Annotated in this window: 10 protein-coding genes; 1 reads left to right on the forward strand and 9 read right to left on the reverse strand. The window is 64.8% G+C overall.

Features of this window, described 5'->3' with window-relative positions; translation table 11 throughout:
- Positions 1 to 51 precede the first annotated feature (51 nt).
- From FNJ47_RS05870 to FNJ47_RS05890, 5 genes are read right to left on the reverse strand one after another with little or no spacing between them, the layout of a single operon-like run.
- Positions 52 to 777 (reverse strand): tRNA-uridine aminocarboxypropyltransferase, encoded by a 726-nt coding sequence (locus tag FNJ47_RS05870; protein ID WP_163151540.1) that lies wholly within the window; start codon positions 775 to 777, stop codon positions 52 to 54.
- A 37-nt stretch (positions 778 to 814) separates the two neighbouring features.
- Entirely contained in the window at positions 815 to 3,919 is a 3,105-nt protein-coding gene (locus FNJ47_RS05875) for an efflux RND transporter permease subunit (RefSeq protein ID WP_163151542.1), read from the reverse strand.
- Positions 3,916 to 7,044 (reverse strand): efflux RND transporter permease subunit, encoded by a 3,129-nt coding sequence (locus FNJ47_RS05880; RefSeq protein WP_163151545.1) that lies wholly within the window; start codon positions 7,042 to 7,044, stop codon positions 3,916 to 3,918. The genes FNJ47_RS05875 and FNJ47_RS05880 overlap by 4 nt, the downstream gene beginning before the upstream one ends.
- Before the next feature lie 48 nt (positions 7,045 to 7,092).
- A complete protein-coding gene (locus tag FNJ47_RS05885) occupies positions 7,093 to 8,619 on the reverse strand; it encodes an efflux RND transporter periplasmic adaptor subunit (RefSeq protein ID WP_163151547.1) in 1,527 nt (508 codons plus the stop codon).
- Complete coding sequence (locus tag FNJ47_RS05890) at positions 8,609 to 10,078, reverse strand: efflux transporter outer membrane subunit (RefSeq protein WP_163151563.1); 1,470 nt, start codon at positions 10,076 to 10,078, stop codon at positions 8,609 to 8,611. The genes FNJ47_RS05885 and FNJ47_RS05890 overlap by 11 nt, the downstream gene beginning before the upstream one ends.
- 603 nt (positions 10,079 to 10,681) lie before the next feature.
- Here FNJ47_RS05890 and FNJ47_RS05895 point away from each other — a divergent pair.
- The gene (locus FNJ47_RS05895) at positions 10,682 to 11,716 is read left to right on the forward strand and encodes a cysteine synthase A (RefSeq protein WP_163151549.1); all 1,035 of its coding nucleotides are present in this window, start codon (positions 10,682 to 10,684) and stop codon (positions 11,714 to 11,716) included.
- 128 nt (positions 11,717 to 11,844) lie between these two features.
- On the opposite strand, the gene FNJ47_RS05900 is transcribed toward FNJ47_RS05895, so the two are convergent.
- From FNJ47_RS05900 to FNJ47_RS05915, 4 genes are read right to left on the reverse strand one after another with little or no spacing between them, the layout of a single operon-like run.
- Positions 11,845 to 12,585, reverse strand: a complete 741-nt coding sequence (locus tag FNJ47_RS05900; protein WP_163151551.1) for an amino acid ABC transporter ATP-binding protein — start codon at positions 12,583 to 12,585, stop codon at positions 11,845 to 11,847.
- Positions 12,586 to 12,596: 11 nt separating this feature from the next.
- A complete protein-coding gene (locus FNJ47_RS05905) occupies positions 12,597 to 14,117 on the reverse strand; it encodes an amino acid ABC transporter permease (protein WP_163151553.1) in 1,521 nt (506 codons plus the stop codon).
- Positions 14,114 to 15,319, reverse strand: coding sequence for an amino acid ABC transporter permease (locus FNJ47_RS05910; RefSeq protein WP_163151555.1), 1,206 nt, complete (start codon positions 15,317 to 15,319; stop codon positions 14,114 to 14,116). The genes FNJ47_RS05905 and FNJ47_RS05910 overlap by 4 nt, the downstream gene beginning before the upstream one ends.
- A 24-nt stretch (positions 15,320 to 15,343) precedes the next feature.
- Positions 15,344 to 16,360: an amino acid ABC transporter substrate-binding protein gene (locus tag FNJ47_RS05915; protein WP_163151557.1), complete on the reverse strand. Its 1,017-nt coding sequence runs from the start codon at positions 16,358 to 16,360 to the stop codon at positions 15,344 to 15,346.
- Positions 16,361 to 16,512: the final 152 nt, after the last annotated feature.

A 16,512-nucleotide genomic window follows, 5' to 3' on the forward strand; every position in this document is an offset into this window, starting at 1 on the left:
TGCGGCGGACTTCATATACGCCCTCTCTTCGATAGGCAACCAATCGCGCAATTAACGCCGGCGCCTCCGGAAGTCCCGCTTCTTGGGTTTTGGCGCCAATTCCGGCATTTTGGCCTGCACTTCGCTGAATCTCGCCAGCATCCGGTCGAAACTATCGGCTAAGGTTGCGGCAATATCCGGCCGCTTCTGCAACCCGGCCAGCAGGATCGCGGCCGCCTCGATGGTCGACAGACCGTCGCGCCTCGGTTCCCGACGCAGCTTGCCGTAGCGCGAGGGCCGTTTCGGTCCGAGAATCACCCGCTGGCACTTCAGCATCCAGGCATTGCGCCACCACAGCGCCTTGGCCTGGCTCCAGGTGCCGTCGAGCAGGACGATGCCCTCGATGTCGGAGAGGATCGCCCGCTGATGCGGCTCGAGCTCGCCCTTACGGTTGATCGCGACGATCTCGGCATCGGTATCGAGGTCTTCGACCTTGGCCGAGCCGAGATAGAGCACCGCCCAGCGTGACGGATCGGGCACCGGCCGGCCGAGCGCCTTGGCGAGGCTCGGCCAGGACAGCCCGATCCGGACCACGGCGGGCTCGAAATGCCGCGCCAGCAGCCGCGCGGTGCCGAGCGCCCTGTCCTGCTCCTGCGGATGGATCAGGATCAGGATCTGGACGCGGCTTTCGATGGGCGTGACGCTGTCGCAGATGCACAGCGGCAGTGGCTTGCCGCAATGCGGGCAATCCTCGATCTCGTCGGCAATATCTGGCTTTGCTTCGGTCGGGTCGGACATCGCTTCGCTATACGCGCGCGGAGCCGTACAATTCAACCTATTCCGCCGGCGCGTGCACGCCTGAAGGCTCGCGGCGCCGGCGCAGCCGGTCGATCAGCAGATAGATCACCGGCGTGGTGTAGAGCGTCAGGATCTGCGACACGAACAGGCCACCGATGATGGTGATGCCGAGCGGCCGGCGCAACTCGGTGCCCGGGCCGGTCGCGATCACCAGCGGAATGCCGGCGAACAGCGCGGCCATGGTCGTCATCAGGATCGGGCGGAAACGGGCCCGGCAGGCTTCGAAGATTGCATCCCGTGACGACAGCCCCTGATGCCGCTCGGCCTCGAGTGCGAAGTCGACCATCATGATGCCGTTCTTCTTGACGATGCCGATCAGCAGGATAATGCCGACGAACGCGATCACCGTCAGTGGCGTGTTGGTGACCTGGAGCGCCAGCAAGGCGCCGAGGCCGGCCGAAGGCAGTGTGGAGATGATCGTGATCGGGTGCGCCAGGCTCTCGTAGAGCACCCCCAGCACGATATACATTGCGATCAGCGCGCCAAGGATCAGCAGCGGCTGCCGCCCGCTGGTCTTGTTGAAGTCGCCGGCATTGCCGTCGAAGCTGCCGTGAATCCCCTCAGGCATATGCAGCTCGTCGACCGCCCGCTGGATGTTCGTCGTCGCCACCTCCAGCGGCACGTCCGGCAGCAGGTTGAACGACACCGTCGTCGAGGGGAAACCGCCGGAGTGATAGACCGCGAGCGCCGACAGGCCGCGCTGGGTGTGCACGAGGGTCGATAGGGGCACCTGCACGTCATTGGCGCCGGCGACGTAGATTCGCTCGAGGTTCGACGGATCACTCTGGAATTTCGGATCGATCTCGAGCACCACGACGTACTGGTTACGCTGCGTATAGATGTACGAGATCTGCCGCTGCGAGAACGCGTTGTTGAGCGCGTTGTCGATGTCCTGGACGCGGACGCCGAGGCTGGAGGCGATCTTGCGGTCGATCACGAGGTTGAGCTGCAGGCCGCCGGGATCGCGATCGGACGAGACATCCGTGATGCCCTCCACCGTCTCCATGCGCTTGGCGACCAGCGGCGCCCATTTCTGCAACAGATCAAGATCGGTCGAAGAGAGCGTGTACTGATAGTCGGAATCGCTCTGCCGGCCGCCGGTGCGGATGTCCTGGGCAGCGAACATGAACAGCCGAATGCCCGGCACCATGAACAAATTGCGGCGCAGCCGGTCGATCACCTGTGCGGTCGACATGCCTCCCCGCTCCTCCGGCGGCTTCAGGCTGATGAACATGGTGCCGCGGTTCGAGGTGGCGCCGCCCGGGCCGCCGCCGGAGCCGACCGACGAGCCGATGCCGGCGACCGCCGGATCGGCCATCACGATGTCGGCGAGCCGCTGCTGCGACTGGAGCATCGCCTGGAACGAGATATCCGCCGACGCCCGCGTCGAGCCGATCACAAAACCGCTGTCGTCGGTCGGGAAATAGCCCTTCGGCGTCTTGTAGTAGAGCACCACCGTCAGCGCGACGGTTGCGGTGAACACCACCATCGTCAGCCAGGGGTATCCGAGCACACTCCGCAAGGTCGACGCATAGAACGCCACCACCCGCGACAGCGCGCCTTCGATGGCGCGGTCGTACCAGGTGGCGTGATCCGAGGTCGCCTCCTTGATGTAGTGCGCGCAGATCATCGGCGTGATCGTCACCGACACCAGGGTCGACACGATGATGGCAAAGGTCAGGGTCAGCGAGAACTCCCGCAGCAGCCGGCCGACGATCCCGTCCATGAAGATCAGCGGCGTGAAGGCCGCGATCAACGACAGCGAGATCGACAGCACCGTGAAGCTGATCTGCTTGGCGCCCTCGACCGCGGCCGGATACGGCGCCATGCCCTGCTCGAGATTGCGGTACATGTTCTCGATCATCACGATGGCGTCGTCGACCACGAAGCCGACCGAGATCGCGAGCGCCATCAGCGACAGATTGTCGATCGAGAAGCCGGCGAGCCACATCCCGGCGCAGGTGCCGGCCAGCGCCAGCGGCACCGAGACGCCGGCGGCGATCGTCGGCACGATCCGGCGAAGGAACACGAACACCACGACCATGACAAGCATGGCGGTCGCCAGCAGCGTGAACTGCATGTCCTGGACGCTGGCGCGGATCGTTCCGGTGCGATCGACCAGTGTCGAGATCTCGACGCCGGCCGGGATCCACTTCCTCAGTTCCGGCAGCATCCTGCGGACGCTGTCGACGGTCTCGATGACGTTGGCGTCGCCCTGCTTGGTGATCTGGATCAGCACTGCCGGCTGCTTGTTGAACCAGGCGATCGAGCGCGAGTTGCGGACGGAATCCTCGACCTCGGCGACGTCAGAGAGGCGGACGAAATTGCCGTTCGAGCTCTTGATGACGATGTCGCGGAACTCGGCCGCGGTGCGCATCTGCTTGTTGATCGAGAGCGTCTCGGCCAGCCGGTCGCCATTGAAGATGCCGACGGGGCCCAGCGGATTGGCATTGATGATCGCCTGCCGGACGTCATCGGTCGCGATCCCGGCATTGGCCAGCGACACCGGATTGAGCGCGATGCGTACCGCCGGCTGGTCGGCGCCGCTGACGGTGACCTCGCCGACCCCCGGCACCTGCGAGATGCGCTGCGCCAGCACGGTGTCGGCGACGTCGTACATCGCACTGGTCGAGATCGTCTTCGAGGTCAGCGCCAGCACGAACACCGGCGCCGCGGCCGGGTTGGCCTTGCGGAACTTGGGCAGCGACGGCAGGTCGCTCGGCAGATCGGCGAGCGAGGCATTGATCGCGGCCTGCACGTCGCGCGCGGCGCGGTCGATGTTGCGGCCGATCGAGAACTGCACCTGAATGCTTGTCGTGCCGAGCGAACTCGTCGAGGTGATCTGGTCGACGCCCGAGATGGTGCCGAGCTTGCGCTCCAGCGGCGCGGCGACGGTCGAAGCCATCACCGACGGATCGGCGCCGGGACGGGACGCCGACACGCGGATGGTCGGGAAGTCGACATTCGGAACCGACGACACCGGCAGAAATTCGTAGGCGACGATCCCGACCAGGAACAGCCCGATCGCCAGCAAGGTGGTGCCCACCGGCCGGCGGATGAAGGGCTCCGAGATCGAGATCACTGCATGCCCTCGGTGGCGCCTGCGATCGGCGGGCCGCGTGGCCCGGCCTCCGGCACCGCCTTCTCGATCCGGCGGTTGAGCCGGTCGAGCGCCAGATAGATCACCGGCGTGGTGTAGAGCGTCAGCAGTTGGCTGAGCAGCAGGCCGCCGATGATCGAGATGCCGAGCGGAAACCGTAACTCGGCGCCGGTGCCGCTTTCGATCGCGAGCGGCAGCGCGCCGAACAGCGCCGCCAGCGTCGTCATCATGATCGGACGGAAGCGCAACAGGCAGGCCTGCACGATGGCGTCATAGGACGACATGCCCTTGTGGCGCTCGGCCTCCAGCGCGAAGTCGATCATCATGATCGCGTTTTTCTTGACGATGCCCATCAACAGGATGATGCCGATCAGGCCGATCACCGAGAGGTCCTGCCCGCACAGCATCAAGGCAAGGATGGCGCCGACGCCGGCCGAGGGCAGCGTCGACAGGATCGTGATCGGATGGATGTAGCTCTCGTAGAGCACACCGAGCACGATGTAGATCGTGATGATCGCAGCCAGGATCAGCCAGGGCTGGCCGGCGAGCGAACGCGCGAATTCGGCGGCGTCGCCGGAATAGATGCCGACGATGCTGCCGGGCATTCCGATCCTGGTCTCGATCGCCTTCACCGCCTCGACCGCATCGCCCAGCGCCTCACCCGGCGCGAGGTTGAAACTGAGCGAAACCGACGGGAATTGCGCCTGGTGCGAGATCGCGAGCGGCGCCGTGGTGCGGACCAGCGTCGCCACCGCCGACAGCGGCACCTGTGCGCCATTGGCTCCCGGCAGATAGAGTTTGTCCAGGATCGACGGGTCGCGCTGGTACATCGGCAGCGCCTCGAGCACCACGCGGTACTGGTTGGCCTGGCCGTAGATCGTCGAGATCTGCCGCTGCGCGAAGGCGTCGTTCAGCGTGTCGGTGACGCCCTGCAGATTGACGCCGAGCTGGCCGGCGCGCTGGCGGTTGACGTCGAGCGCGGCGCGCAAGCCCCCGTCCTGCGCCTCCGAGGAGACATCGCGGAAGATCGGGTCGCGCCGCATCTCGGCGACGAGCTTTTGCGCCCATTGCGATACCTCGGCGGCATCGGTCGCGGTCAACGTATACTGGTATTGCGAGCGGCTGGACTGGGTCGAGATCTGAACGTCCTGCACCGGCTGGAAGTAGACGGTCATGCCGGGCACCGTCGCGACCTTCTGCTTGAGCCGCTCGATCACCTCGACGACGCCGTCGCGCCGCTGGTCGAGCGGCTTCAGCGTCATCACCAGACGGCCGACATTGGTGGTCGGATTGACCGAGCCCGAGCCGATCACCGAGACCACACCGACCACGTCAGGATCGGCCTTGATCAGGTCGGAGACGGCGCCCTGCCGCCGCTGCATCTCCGCGAACGAGACGTCGGGGCCGGCCTCGGTCACCGCCGTGATCGAGGAGGTATCCTGCAGCGGCAGAAAGCCCTTCGGCGCCAGCACATACATCACGAGCGTCAGCGCGATGGTCGCAAACGTCACCAGCAGCGTCGCGCGCTGGCGCCGCAGCACCCAGAGCAGCGTCCGATGATAGAACTCCACCATCCGGTCGATGAAGCGGCTGACCGCAGCCAGGCCCGGGACCGCCATCTCCTCGTGGATGTTCTTGAGCAACCGCGAACACATCATCGGCGTCAGCGTCAGCGAGACGATCGCCGAGGTCACGACCGCGATCGTCAAGGTCAGCGCGAACTCGCGGAACATGCGGCCGACCAGGCCGGACATGAACAGCAGCGGGATGAACACCGCGATCAGCGACACCGTCAGCGAGATCACGGTGAAGCCGATCTCGCTGGCGCCTTTCAGCGAGGCCTCCATAACCGTCTCGCCGCCTTCCATGTGGCGGACGATGTTCTCGATCATGACGATGGCGTCGTCGACCACGAAGCCGGTTCCGATGGTCAGCGCCATCAGCGACAGATTGTCGAGGCTGAAGCCGGCGAAATACATGATGCCGAAGCTCGTGATCAGCGACAGCGGCAGCGCGACGCCGGCGATCAAGGTCGCGCGCAGCGACCGCAGGAACAAGAGCACCACCAGCGTCACCAGCACGACGCTCAGGATCAGCGTGAACTGCACGTCGTGGACCGAGGCGCGGATCGTCACCGTGCGGTCGGAGACCACGGTCAGCTTGACGCCGGCCGGGACCGACCGCTGCAGCCGCGGGATTTCGGCCCGGATCTGCTGGACGACGTCGATGACGTTGGCGCCGGGCTGGCGTTGGATATCGATGATCACCGCCGGTGTGCCCTGATACCAACCGCCGGTGCGGTCGTTCTCGAGCCCGTCGACGATCTGTGCGACGTCGCCGATCGTGACCGGCGAGCCGTTGCGATAGGCGATGATGATCGGCCGGTAGGCGGCGGCGGCGGCGATCTGGTCGTTGGCGGCGATGGTGTAGGATTGCTGGGCGCCGTCGAGCGATCCCTTCGGCCCCGACACGTTGGCGCCCGCAATTGCGTTGCGCAAATCCTCCATCGCGATGCCATAGGCCGCGAGCCGGGCCAAATCCGCCTGCACGCGCACCGCGGGCTTCAAGCCGCCAAGGATCGAGACCCGGCCGACGCCGGAAATCTGGCTCAGCCGTTGGCCGAGGATGGTGTCGGCGAGATCGCTCATCGCCCGCAGCGAGATCGTGTCCGAGGTCAGCGCCAGGGTCATGACCGGCGCATCCGCCGGGTTCACCTTGGCGTAGACAGGAGGGTACGGCAGGGTCTTCGGCAGGATGCCCGCCGCGGCATTGATCGCCGCCTGGACGTCCTGGGTGGCGCCGTCGATGTCGCGGTTGAGGTCGAACTGCAGCGAAATCTGGCTGACGCCGAACGAACTGGTCGAGTTCATCGACGACAGCGACGGGATCTGCCCGAGCTGCCGCTCCAGCGGCGCCGTGATCAGCGAGGCCACCACGTCAGGGCTTGCACCGGGCAACTGCGTCGTCACCTGCACGGTCGGGAAATCGACCTGCGGCAGTGCCGAGACCGGCAACGCCCAATAGCCCAGCGCGCCGCCGATCATCAGGGCAATGCCGAGCAGCGAGGTGGCTATCGGCCGGCGGATGAACGGTTCGGAGACGCTCATGGCTGCGTGCTCGCTGTAAGGTCGGACATTACGAGGTCAGGATGCCGGTCATGGCTGCGCCTTCGGTGCGCCGCCCGACTGTTCGCCCCCCGCCGCGGGCGTCGGCCCGGCCTGCCCCTTCTGATCGCCTTCGCTATGCTCGCGCTGGCCGCGATGCTCGCCGTTCTTGCCCTGCCCGTTCTGCTGGCCGTCCTTGCCCAGGTCTTTGCCTTGGTCTTTGCCTTGGTCTTTGCCTTGGTCTTTGCCTTGGTCTTTGCCTTGATCCTTGCTGGAGCCGTCGCCTTGCGCCCCGCGCTTGCTGTCGGGATTCTTGCCGTCGGGATTGCGGCTGCGCTTGCGCGGCGCGAGATCGGCGGCCGGCGGCCCGTCGTCCTTGCCGACCACGACCTTCGATCCGTCCGCGAGATTGGCAAAACCCGTCGTCACGACACGGTCCGACGTGGTCAGGCCGCTGGCGATGACAGCCTCATGCTCGTTCTGCTGCGTGACCGTGACCGGCTTGGCGGTGACGATGTTGTCGGCACCGATCACATAGCTGAAAGTCCCGGCCGGACCGCGCTGCACCGCCGAGGTCGACACCACGATCGCCTGCGGCAGGGTCTCGACCTTGAGGCGGACATTGACGAACTGGCCGGGCCAAAGCTGGTAGCTGGCATTCGGCAACTCCGCCTTCAGCTTCAGCGTGCCGGTGGTCGGATCGACCTGGTTGTCGATGCCGGTCAACTTGCCGGTATCGATCACGGTGACGCCGTCATTGCCGAACACGTCGACGGCGAGCTGGCCCTTCGCGGCCGCGGCGTTCACCCGCATGATCTGCTGCTGCGGCAGGCTGAACCACACCGCGATCGGCTGCAGCTGGGTCAGGATCACGAGCCCCGTGGTGTCGGAGGCGTGGATGATATTGCCCTGGTCGACCTGGCGCAGGCCGGCGCGCCCCGCGATCGGCGCGACGATCTTGGTGTAGCCGAGCGTAGTGCGCGCATTATCAATCTGGGCCTGATCGGCCTTGATGATGGCCTGCTGCTGCGCGACCAGCGCGCGCTGCGTATCGGCCTGCTGCTTGGAACCCGCGTTGGTGGCGGCGAGTTGCTCATAGCGGGCGAGGTCGATCTTCTGATTGGCGAGCAGCGCTTCGTCCTTGGCCTTCGTGGCCACCGCCTGGTCGTATTGCGCTTGATAGATCGCCGGATCGATCTCGCCCAGAACGTCGTCCTTCTTGACGTCCTGGCCCTCGACGAAATTCACCTTGAGCAGCTTGCCGTCGACCTGCGAGCGCACGATCACGGTGTTCAGCGCCCTCACCGAGCCGACGCCGTCGAGATAAACAGGCACGTCATGCACCTGCGGCGTGGCCGCAAGCACCGGCACCGGCAGGTCCGGCCGCGCGCCCGCGCCGCGGCCGCCGCCTCCATTTTGCTTGGGCTGGAAAGCGAGCCAACCGAGATAGCCGAGGCCGCCAAGGATCACGAGCGTGATGAGCAGCGACACCATGCGTCCAAGCACGCGCGAGACCAGGCTGCGCTTGCGCGGGGCAGTGCTTTTCTCGTCGTCCGTCGAGTCAGGCTTAAAGAGCATCGACCGGTCTTTCCATCTTCGGTTCCCAGCCGCCCCCCAAGGCCTGATACAGGCTCACGATCGCCAATAGCCGGGCCAGCTGGGCCTGGGAATAAGCATCTTCCGCCTGGAACAGGGTCAGCTGCGTATTTAACACAGTTACGATGTCGGCGGTGCCGGCCTTGAGCTGCTGCTCGGCCAGGTCGAAGGCGCGCCGCGACGACGACAGCACGTCGCGCTGCAGCTGCAGCCGTCGCGTGGTCTCGCGAATTGCGACCAGCGCGTTGTCGACGTCGGTGAATGACTGCACCACCGTCTTGCGGTAGGTCTGCAACAGCTCGTCCTGCCGCGCCTTCATGTTCTCGAAATTTCCGAGGATCCGGCCGCCGTCGAAGATCGGCTGGGTCATGCTGCCGACCAGGTTGAAGAACGCCGCATGCGGCTGGAACAGAGAGACCAGCGCCTGGCTCTGGTAGCCGCCCGTTCCGGTCAGCTGGATGCTTGGGAAGAACTGCGCCCGCGCGCTGCCGACATTTGCGGTGGCGGATGCAAGCTGCGCTTCCTGCCGGCGGATATCCGGACGCTGGGTGAGCAATTCGGACGGCAGGCCCGGCGTGACGCGCGGAATCGCAACCGCGTTGAGCGAGCCGCCGGCGACGCGTACGCTCTCCGGCGGCCGCGACACCAGCACCGCGAGCGCGTTGATGTTCTGGTCGAGCGTCTGCCGCAGCGGCGGCACCAGCGCACGCTGGTTGGCGAGCACGGTCTCCTGCTGGGCGACGTCGAGATCGGAGCCGGTGCCGGCCTTGAAGCGGTCCTTGATCGCGTTGAGGATGCGCTCGGCGCTGGCGATATTGCGCTGTGCGGTGCGCAGCCGGTCCTGGGTGGCAAGCACCGTGAAATAGGCGTTGGCGACGCTGGCGAGCGTTGTCAGCGCCACCACCTCGCGGTCGAACCGGTCCGCGACGGCGGTCTCCTCCGCCGCCTGCGCGACGTCGCGATTCTGGCCCCAGAAATCGAGCTGATAGCTGGCGCTCAGCGAGGCGCTATAATTCACCACCTCGCGCCCGCCATTGGTAAGGCCGCTGGCGCTGGAGCCGGAGGTGCGCGAGTAGGTCTCCGAGCCATTGAGGTTGACGGTCGGCAGCAGCGCAGCGCCGGCCTGCCGTGCCAGCGCGTCGGCCTGACGGAAGCGCGCAACGGCCGCGGCGATGTCGAGGTTGACGGTCTGCGCCTCCTCCATCAGCTGGGTCAGCTCCTTGGAGCGGAAGCCCCGCCACCAGTCGAGCGCCGGAAGCGCATCGGCCGGCCCGCCAAGCCGCGCGGCCTTGTAGCCCTGCGGTACGTCGAGTGCCGGATCGGGGATGTCCTGGGTCAGAATGCAGCCGGCGGAGCTCGCGACCAGGCCAAGCGCGACAAGCGACCGTCCCGCGAGCCGTCGCGCGCGGACAGCGAGGCCGAACCGGCCTCCGGGCACCATCGCGGACGTGGGCTGGGTCACACCCACTCTCCGCCGAGGCCAGACGTCGCCCGTGACGCAGGAACGACGCGCTCGGCAATGGTCTGGGTGACGTTCACGGGCAATGCTTCCAATGGAACCTGACTGTCCCATCCTACCCTTGGGACGAAGGGGCGGACAGCCCTGTCACGATTGCGCGACGTCGCACCGCACGCGATTCATGGCCACCCCGGACGCAGGCTTTGCCCTATTTTTAAGGCATTTCCGCGCATTTCGGCCCCCTGCCGGAAGTCACTATCCTAACAAAGATTTCATGGGGATTTCTGGGCCCCTGTTGCGCTGAATCCGCAAGATGCGCCGATCTGTTGGCGCCGCGCTCCGCATCGTCAGGCCTTGACTTCGCCTGCTGCGCACAATCGACGCAAGACGGCCGACCGCAGGGTGATTCTGCCAGGTGGGTCGACCACCACAAAACGTCATTCTCCCATGCACGCCACGTCGGTGCTCGCGAGGTCAAGCGTGCGGAGCCCACCATTTGCCGCAGTGCAAAAGCCCTTCCCTTTTTCGATCAGCACACTAGGTTCGCGGCAAGCAAGACACAGACCGGCAAAGAAATTCCCCGACATGACATTCAACAAAGACGTCGTCCAAGCGATCGGCAACACGCCGCTCATCAAGCTGAAGCGCGCATCCGAGCTGACCGGCTGCACCATTCTGGGCAAGGCCGAATTCATGAATCCAGGCCAGTCGGTGAAGGACCGTGCCGGCAAATGGATGATCCTGGAAGCCGAGAAGCGCGGCGATCTGAAGCCCGGCGGCCTGGTGGTCGAGTCGACCGCGGGCAATACCGGCATCGGGCTTGCGGTCGTGGCGAGTGCGCGCGGCTACCGCACCCTGATCGTCATCCCGGAGACGCAGAGCCAGGAAAAGAAGGACATGCTGCGGCTGTGCGGGGCCGAGCTGGTCGAGGCCCCGGCGCTGCCCTTCTCCAACCCGAACAACTATCAGCATCTCGGCAAGCGTCTCGCCGAGCAGCTTCGCAAGACCGAACCGAACGGCGTGCTGTTCGCCGACCAGTGGAACAACCTCGACAATCCCAAGGCGCATTACGACTCCACGGGGCCGGAAATCTGGCAGCAGACCGACGGCAAGGTGGATGGCTTCATCTGTTCGGTCGGTACCGGCGGCACGCTCGCCGGCATCAGCCGCTACCTGAAGGAAAAGAACAAGGACATCGTCACTGCCTGCGCCGATCCGCACGGCTTTGCGATGTACGAGCTGTTCAAGAACGGCCAGGTTAAATCGACGCCCGGCGACTCGATCACCGAAGGCATCGGCCTCGGACGCAAGACACCGGTGATCGAAACGGCTGATGTCGATGATGCATTCCTGGTCTCCGACGAGGACGCCGTGACCATCATCTATGAGCTGCTGGAGCACGAAGGCCTGTGCCTCGGCGGCTCGACCGGCGTCAACATCGCGGGCGCGATCCAGCTCGCCAAGCAGCTCGGTCCCGGCAAGACCATCGTCACCATTCTCTGCGACTCCGGCAACCGCTATCAGTCCAAGCTGTTCAACCCGGCCTTCATGCGTTCGAAGAACCTGCCGGTTCCGGAATGGCTGGAAAAGCGCACCAAGATCGAGCTGCCGTTCGTCTGAGGTGTGAATGAAGCACGTCATTCCGGGATGGTGCGTCAGCACCAGACCTCAGATGCGCAATTGCGCATCGGGGAATCTCGAGATTCGGGGTTCGATGCTTACGCATCGCTCCGGAATGACTCGAACAATCACCGCAAGATCTGGCTCAAGAACAGCTTCGACCGCGCATGCTGCGGATTGGCGAAGAATTCCTGCGGCGTGTTCGATTCGATGATCTGCCCGGCGTCCATGAACACCACCCGGTTGGCGACCTCGCGCGCAAAGCCCATTTCATGGGTCACGACCAGCATGGTCATGCCCTCCCTGGCGAGATCGACCATGGTGTCGAGCACCTCCTTGACCATTTCCGGGTCGAGTGCCGAGGTCGGCTCGTCGAACAGCATCACCTTCGGGTTCATGGTCAGCGCGCGGGCGATTGCGACGCGCTGCTGCTGACCGCCCGACATCTGGCCGGGAAACTTGTTGGCCTGATGCGGAATCTTGACGCGCTCGAGAAACTTCATCGCGGTCGCCTCGGCATCCTTCTTCGGGATGTTGCGTACCCAGATCGGCGCCAGCGTGCAGTTCTCGAGCACGGTGAGATGCGGGAACAGGTTGAAGCTCTGGAACACCATACCGACTTCACGGCGCACTTCGTCGACGCGGCGCAAATTCGGCCCGAGCTCGATGCCGTCAACCACGATCTCGCCCTCCTGGAATTCCTCCAATGCGTTGATGCAGCGGATCAAGGTCGACTTGCCCGAGCCGGACGGGCCGCAGATCACGATGCGCTCGCTCTTTCCGACCTCAAGGTCGATGTCGCGCAACACGTGGAAGTCGCCGTACCATTTGTTGAGCGCGGAAATGTTGACGATCGGGGTTGTGGACATGGTGACCTTGTTCAGTGGCGGCGGTGAGCGTTGAGCCGGTTTTCGACGAACAGCGAGTAACGCGACATTCCAAAGCAGAACACGAAGTAGATCATTCCGGCAAAGGCGAAGCCGGTAAAGGCTGTCGTCGGCGTCGTCCAGACCGGGTCCGAGAACGATGCCCGCAGAGATCCCAACAGATCGAACAGCGCCACGATCGACACCAGCGAGGTGTCCTTGAACAGCGAGATGAAGCTGTTGACGATGCCGGGAATGACGTAACGCAGCGCCTGCGGCAGCACGATCAGCGACGTGGTCTTCCACCAGGACAGGCCGAGCGCCGATGCGGCCTCGGCCTGCCCGCGCGCCACCGCAGCCAACCCGCCCCTGATCACCTCGGCCATATAGGCGCCGGTAAAGATCGCCACGCCGATCAGGGCACGCAGCAGGCCGTCGACGGCGAAATTGCCCGGCACGAACAGCGGCAGCATGTAGGTCGCGAAGAACAGCACCGTGATCAACGGCACGCCGCGCCAGAATTCGATGAAGGCGATCGAGAAGATCCGGATCAGCGGGATGGTCGAGCGACGGCCGAGCGCCAGCGCAATCCCGATCGGCATCGAGGCGACGATGCCGGTGATCGCGATCACCAGCGTTACCAGGAGGCCACCCCACAGCCGGGTGTCGACGATGGGAAAGCCGCCATGATCGAGCCCCATCAGCTTGATGCCAACCGCTATCCCGGCAAACGTCAGCAGGCTCCCGAGCAGCGCCCTGCGGCCGGTGCGCACGCCGCCTCCGAGCACAAACATCACGGCCGAGACGATCACGGCGGTGACGAGGAAATCGCCCCAGACCGGCAGCGACGAGGCCTGCAACTGATCCCGCAGCCAGGTCAACGGAAAGATCAGCCAATGGATCAGAACGCCGACCAGGACGAGCACCTTGCCCACCACCCACAGCAGCGGGGCAATCGCCGAACTCCTGCTGAGATTGACCAGCAGATCGCCGGCGCCGCCGATGCTCTGCTCGAAGAGCTGCAACAGGCCGGCGATCCAGCTCACGCCGAAGCCTGAAATGCCGCCGCCATGCAGCAGGAAGAACGCCACCACCGGAAACGCGAAGAAGAACAGGCCGGAGTTCAGGCCCTTTGCCGGCAGGCGCGGCATCAGCAGCGGCAGCAACAACGCGGCGCCGAGCGCATAGGTCAGATTGACACGCCAGCGCTGGGCTTCCGGATAGAAGCCATAGATCAGTTGCGCCAGCTTGGCCTGAATATAGGGCCAGCAGGCGCCAACCTCGTGGCCGGCCTTTTCGGCGAGGCAAGCGGTGCGATCCTTGCCGGTCCAGACCGCGTCGACCAGCAGGAACCTGACCGCCGGGACAACGATGTACCAGGCCAGCAACAGCCCGAGGATCGTGAGCAGGATGTTGCCCGGCGAATTCAACAGCCGCGTTCGCAGGAATCCGATGAAGCCGGTGGTCTTCGTCGGCGCCGCACGCTCGGCAACCAGATTCTGCCGGACAAAGGGCGAGGCGGACAGATCCGTCATGCCGCCATGCTCCGGTTGATGCGCCAGCCATAGATGCTCATCAGCGCGCTCGTCGTCAGCGAGAGCAACAGGTAGACGCCCATCGTCATGGCGATGATTTCGATCGCCTGCCCGGTCTGGCTCACCGCGGTGCCGGCGAACACCGAGACCAGATCGGGATAGCCGATGGCCACCGCCAGCGACGAGTTCTTGGTGAGATTGAGGTACTGGCTGGTCAGCGGCGGCACGACGACGCGCATCGCCTGCGGCACCACGATCAGCCGCAGCGTCGCGGCGCGGCTGAGGCCGAGCGAGGAGCCCGCCTCCATCTGTCCCTTGTGGACCGACATGACGCCGGCGCGGACGATCTCGGCAATGAAGGCCCCCGTGTAGGTCGACAGCGCGACCGTCAGCGCAACGAATTCGGGGATGATCCGCGCGCCGCCGGCGAAGTTGAAGCCTTTCAGCTGCGGCAGCTCGAGCTTGAACGGCCAACCGAAGATCAGCATCGAGGCCAGCGGCAGTCCGACCAGGCAACCCAGCACATAGGGCCAGATCCGGATCATGTGCCCGCGCTGGAACAGGATACGCCGCGCGTGGTGCCGCAAGCCCAACGCCACGACGATACCGGCCGCGAGCGCGGCGAGGAACGGATAGAGCCCCGGCTCGCTGACCGGCAGCGGCACGATGAGCCCGCGATTGTTGAGGAAGAACGTGCTGAAGATCGAGATGCTCTGCCGCGGCGCCGGCAGCGCCGCGAGCACGGCCAGATACCAGAACAGGATCTGGAACAAGACCGGCAGGTTCCTGACGATCTCGACATAGATGCCGCCGATCCGCGACAGCACCCCGTTCGGCGACAACCGGCACAGCGCCACCACGAAGCCGATCACGGTGGCGAAGACGATGCCGATCACCGAGACCAGGATCGTGTTCAACAGACCAACGAAGAACACCCGCCAGTAGGTGTCGGAGTTGTTGTAGGCGATCAGGCTCTGATTGACGTCAAAGCCCGCATTGTAATTGAGGAAGCCGAAGCCCGACGCAATGTGCTGGGTCTCCAGGTTCGTGCGCGCATTCGCCACGATCTCGTAGGCGATCCAGGCCAGGATCGCGGCGAAGGCAATCTGCGCCGCAAAGCCGTTCCAGCCGGTCTTGCCGCCAAGCGCACGCTTCAGCCTGAGGGCAAATTGCAGCGGTGGTTTGCGGGGCGCGATGCTCATTGCCGCAGCCGTTGGCCGGATCGATCAGCGGATCGGCGGCGCGTACTGGATACCACCCTTGTTCCAGAGATTGTTGACGCCACGAGCGATGCCGAGCGGCGAGCCGGTGCCGACATTGCGCTCGAAGGTTTCGCCGTAATTGCCGACCGCCTTCACGATCCGCACCACCCAGTCCTTGGTGAGGCCGAGCTGTTCGCCGAGATTGCCGTCGGTGCCGAGCACCCGCTTCATCTCCGGCTTGTCCGATTTGAGCATGGTGTCGACGTTCTTCTGGGTAATGCCGAGCTCCTCGGCATTGATCATCGCAAACAGCGTCCACTTCACGATGTCGAACCACTGGTCGTCGCCGTGGCGCACCATCGGCCCCAGCGGCTCCTTGGAAATGATTTCCGGGAGCACGATGTGATCGGCCGGGTTCGCGAGCTTCAGGCGGCTGGCATAGAGCCCCGAGGCGTCGTCGGTGAAGACGTCGCAGCGTCCGGATTCATAGGCTTTGACGGCCTCGTCGATGCTGCCGAACGCGATCACCTCGTACTTCATGTTGTTGCCCTTGAAGAAGTCGGCGAGGTTCTGCTCCGTCGTGGTGCCGGTCTGCACGCAAACCGAGGCGCTGTTCAATTCCAGCGCCGAATTGACCTTGAGCGACTTCTTCACCATGAAGCCCTGCCCGTCATAATAGGTCACGCCGGTGAAATTGGCGCCGAGCGAGGTGTCGCGCGACACGGTCCAGGTGGTGTTGCGCGACAGCACGTCGATCTCGCCGGACTGCAGCGCGGTGAAGCGATCCTTCGCTGACAGCGGCACGAACTTGACCTTGGTCGGGTCGTCGAGCACCACGGCGGCAATGGCGCGGCAGACGTCGACGTCGATGCCGGTCCAGTTCCCCTTGTCGTCCGGCGCGGAGAAGCCCGGCAGGCCCTGGCTGACGCCGCAGGACAGCTGGCCCCTATCCTTGATCGTCTTGAGGGTTTGCGCCGAGGCGGCCTGGCCCGACAGGGCGGCGGCAACGGCAAGAAAAACAGCCAGGGATGCGCATTTCATGGGCAGGGCCTTTCAGGGTCGTCCGTTGGACGTTTGCTTTGTGATCGCCTCGCGTTTACGGGCCATCCCAATGATCCCTTGCAGCAAAAAATGCTAATCTAACCGGCAGTTTGGCGTGCAAACCGATCAGGCAACGGATCGTAGGTCGCGGC

Origin of the sequence: Bradyrhizobium uaiense (genome assembly GCF_010811875.1) — a bacterium.
Classification (GTDB): Bacteria; Pseudomonadota; Alphaproteobacteria; order Rhizobiales; family Xanthobacteraceae; genus Bradyrhizobium; species Bradyrhizobium uaiense.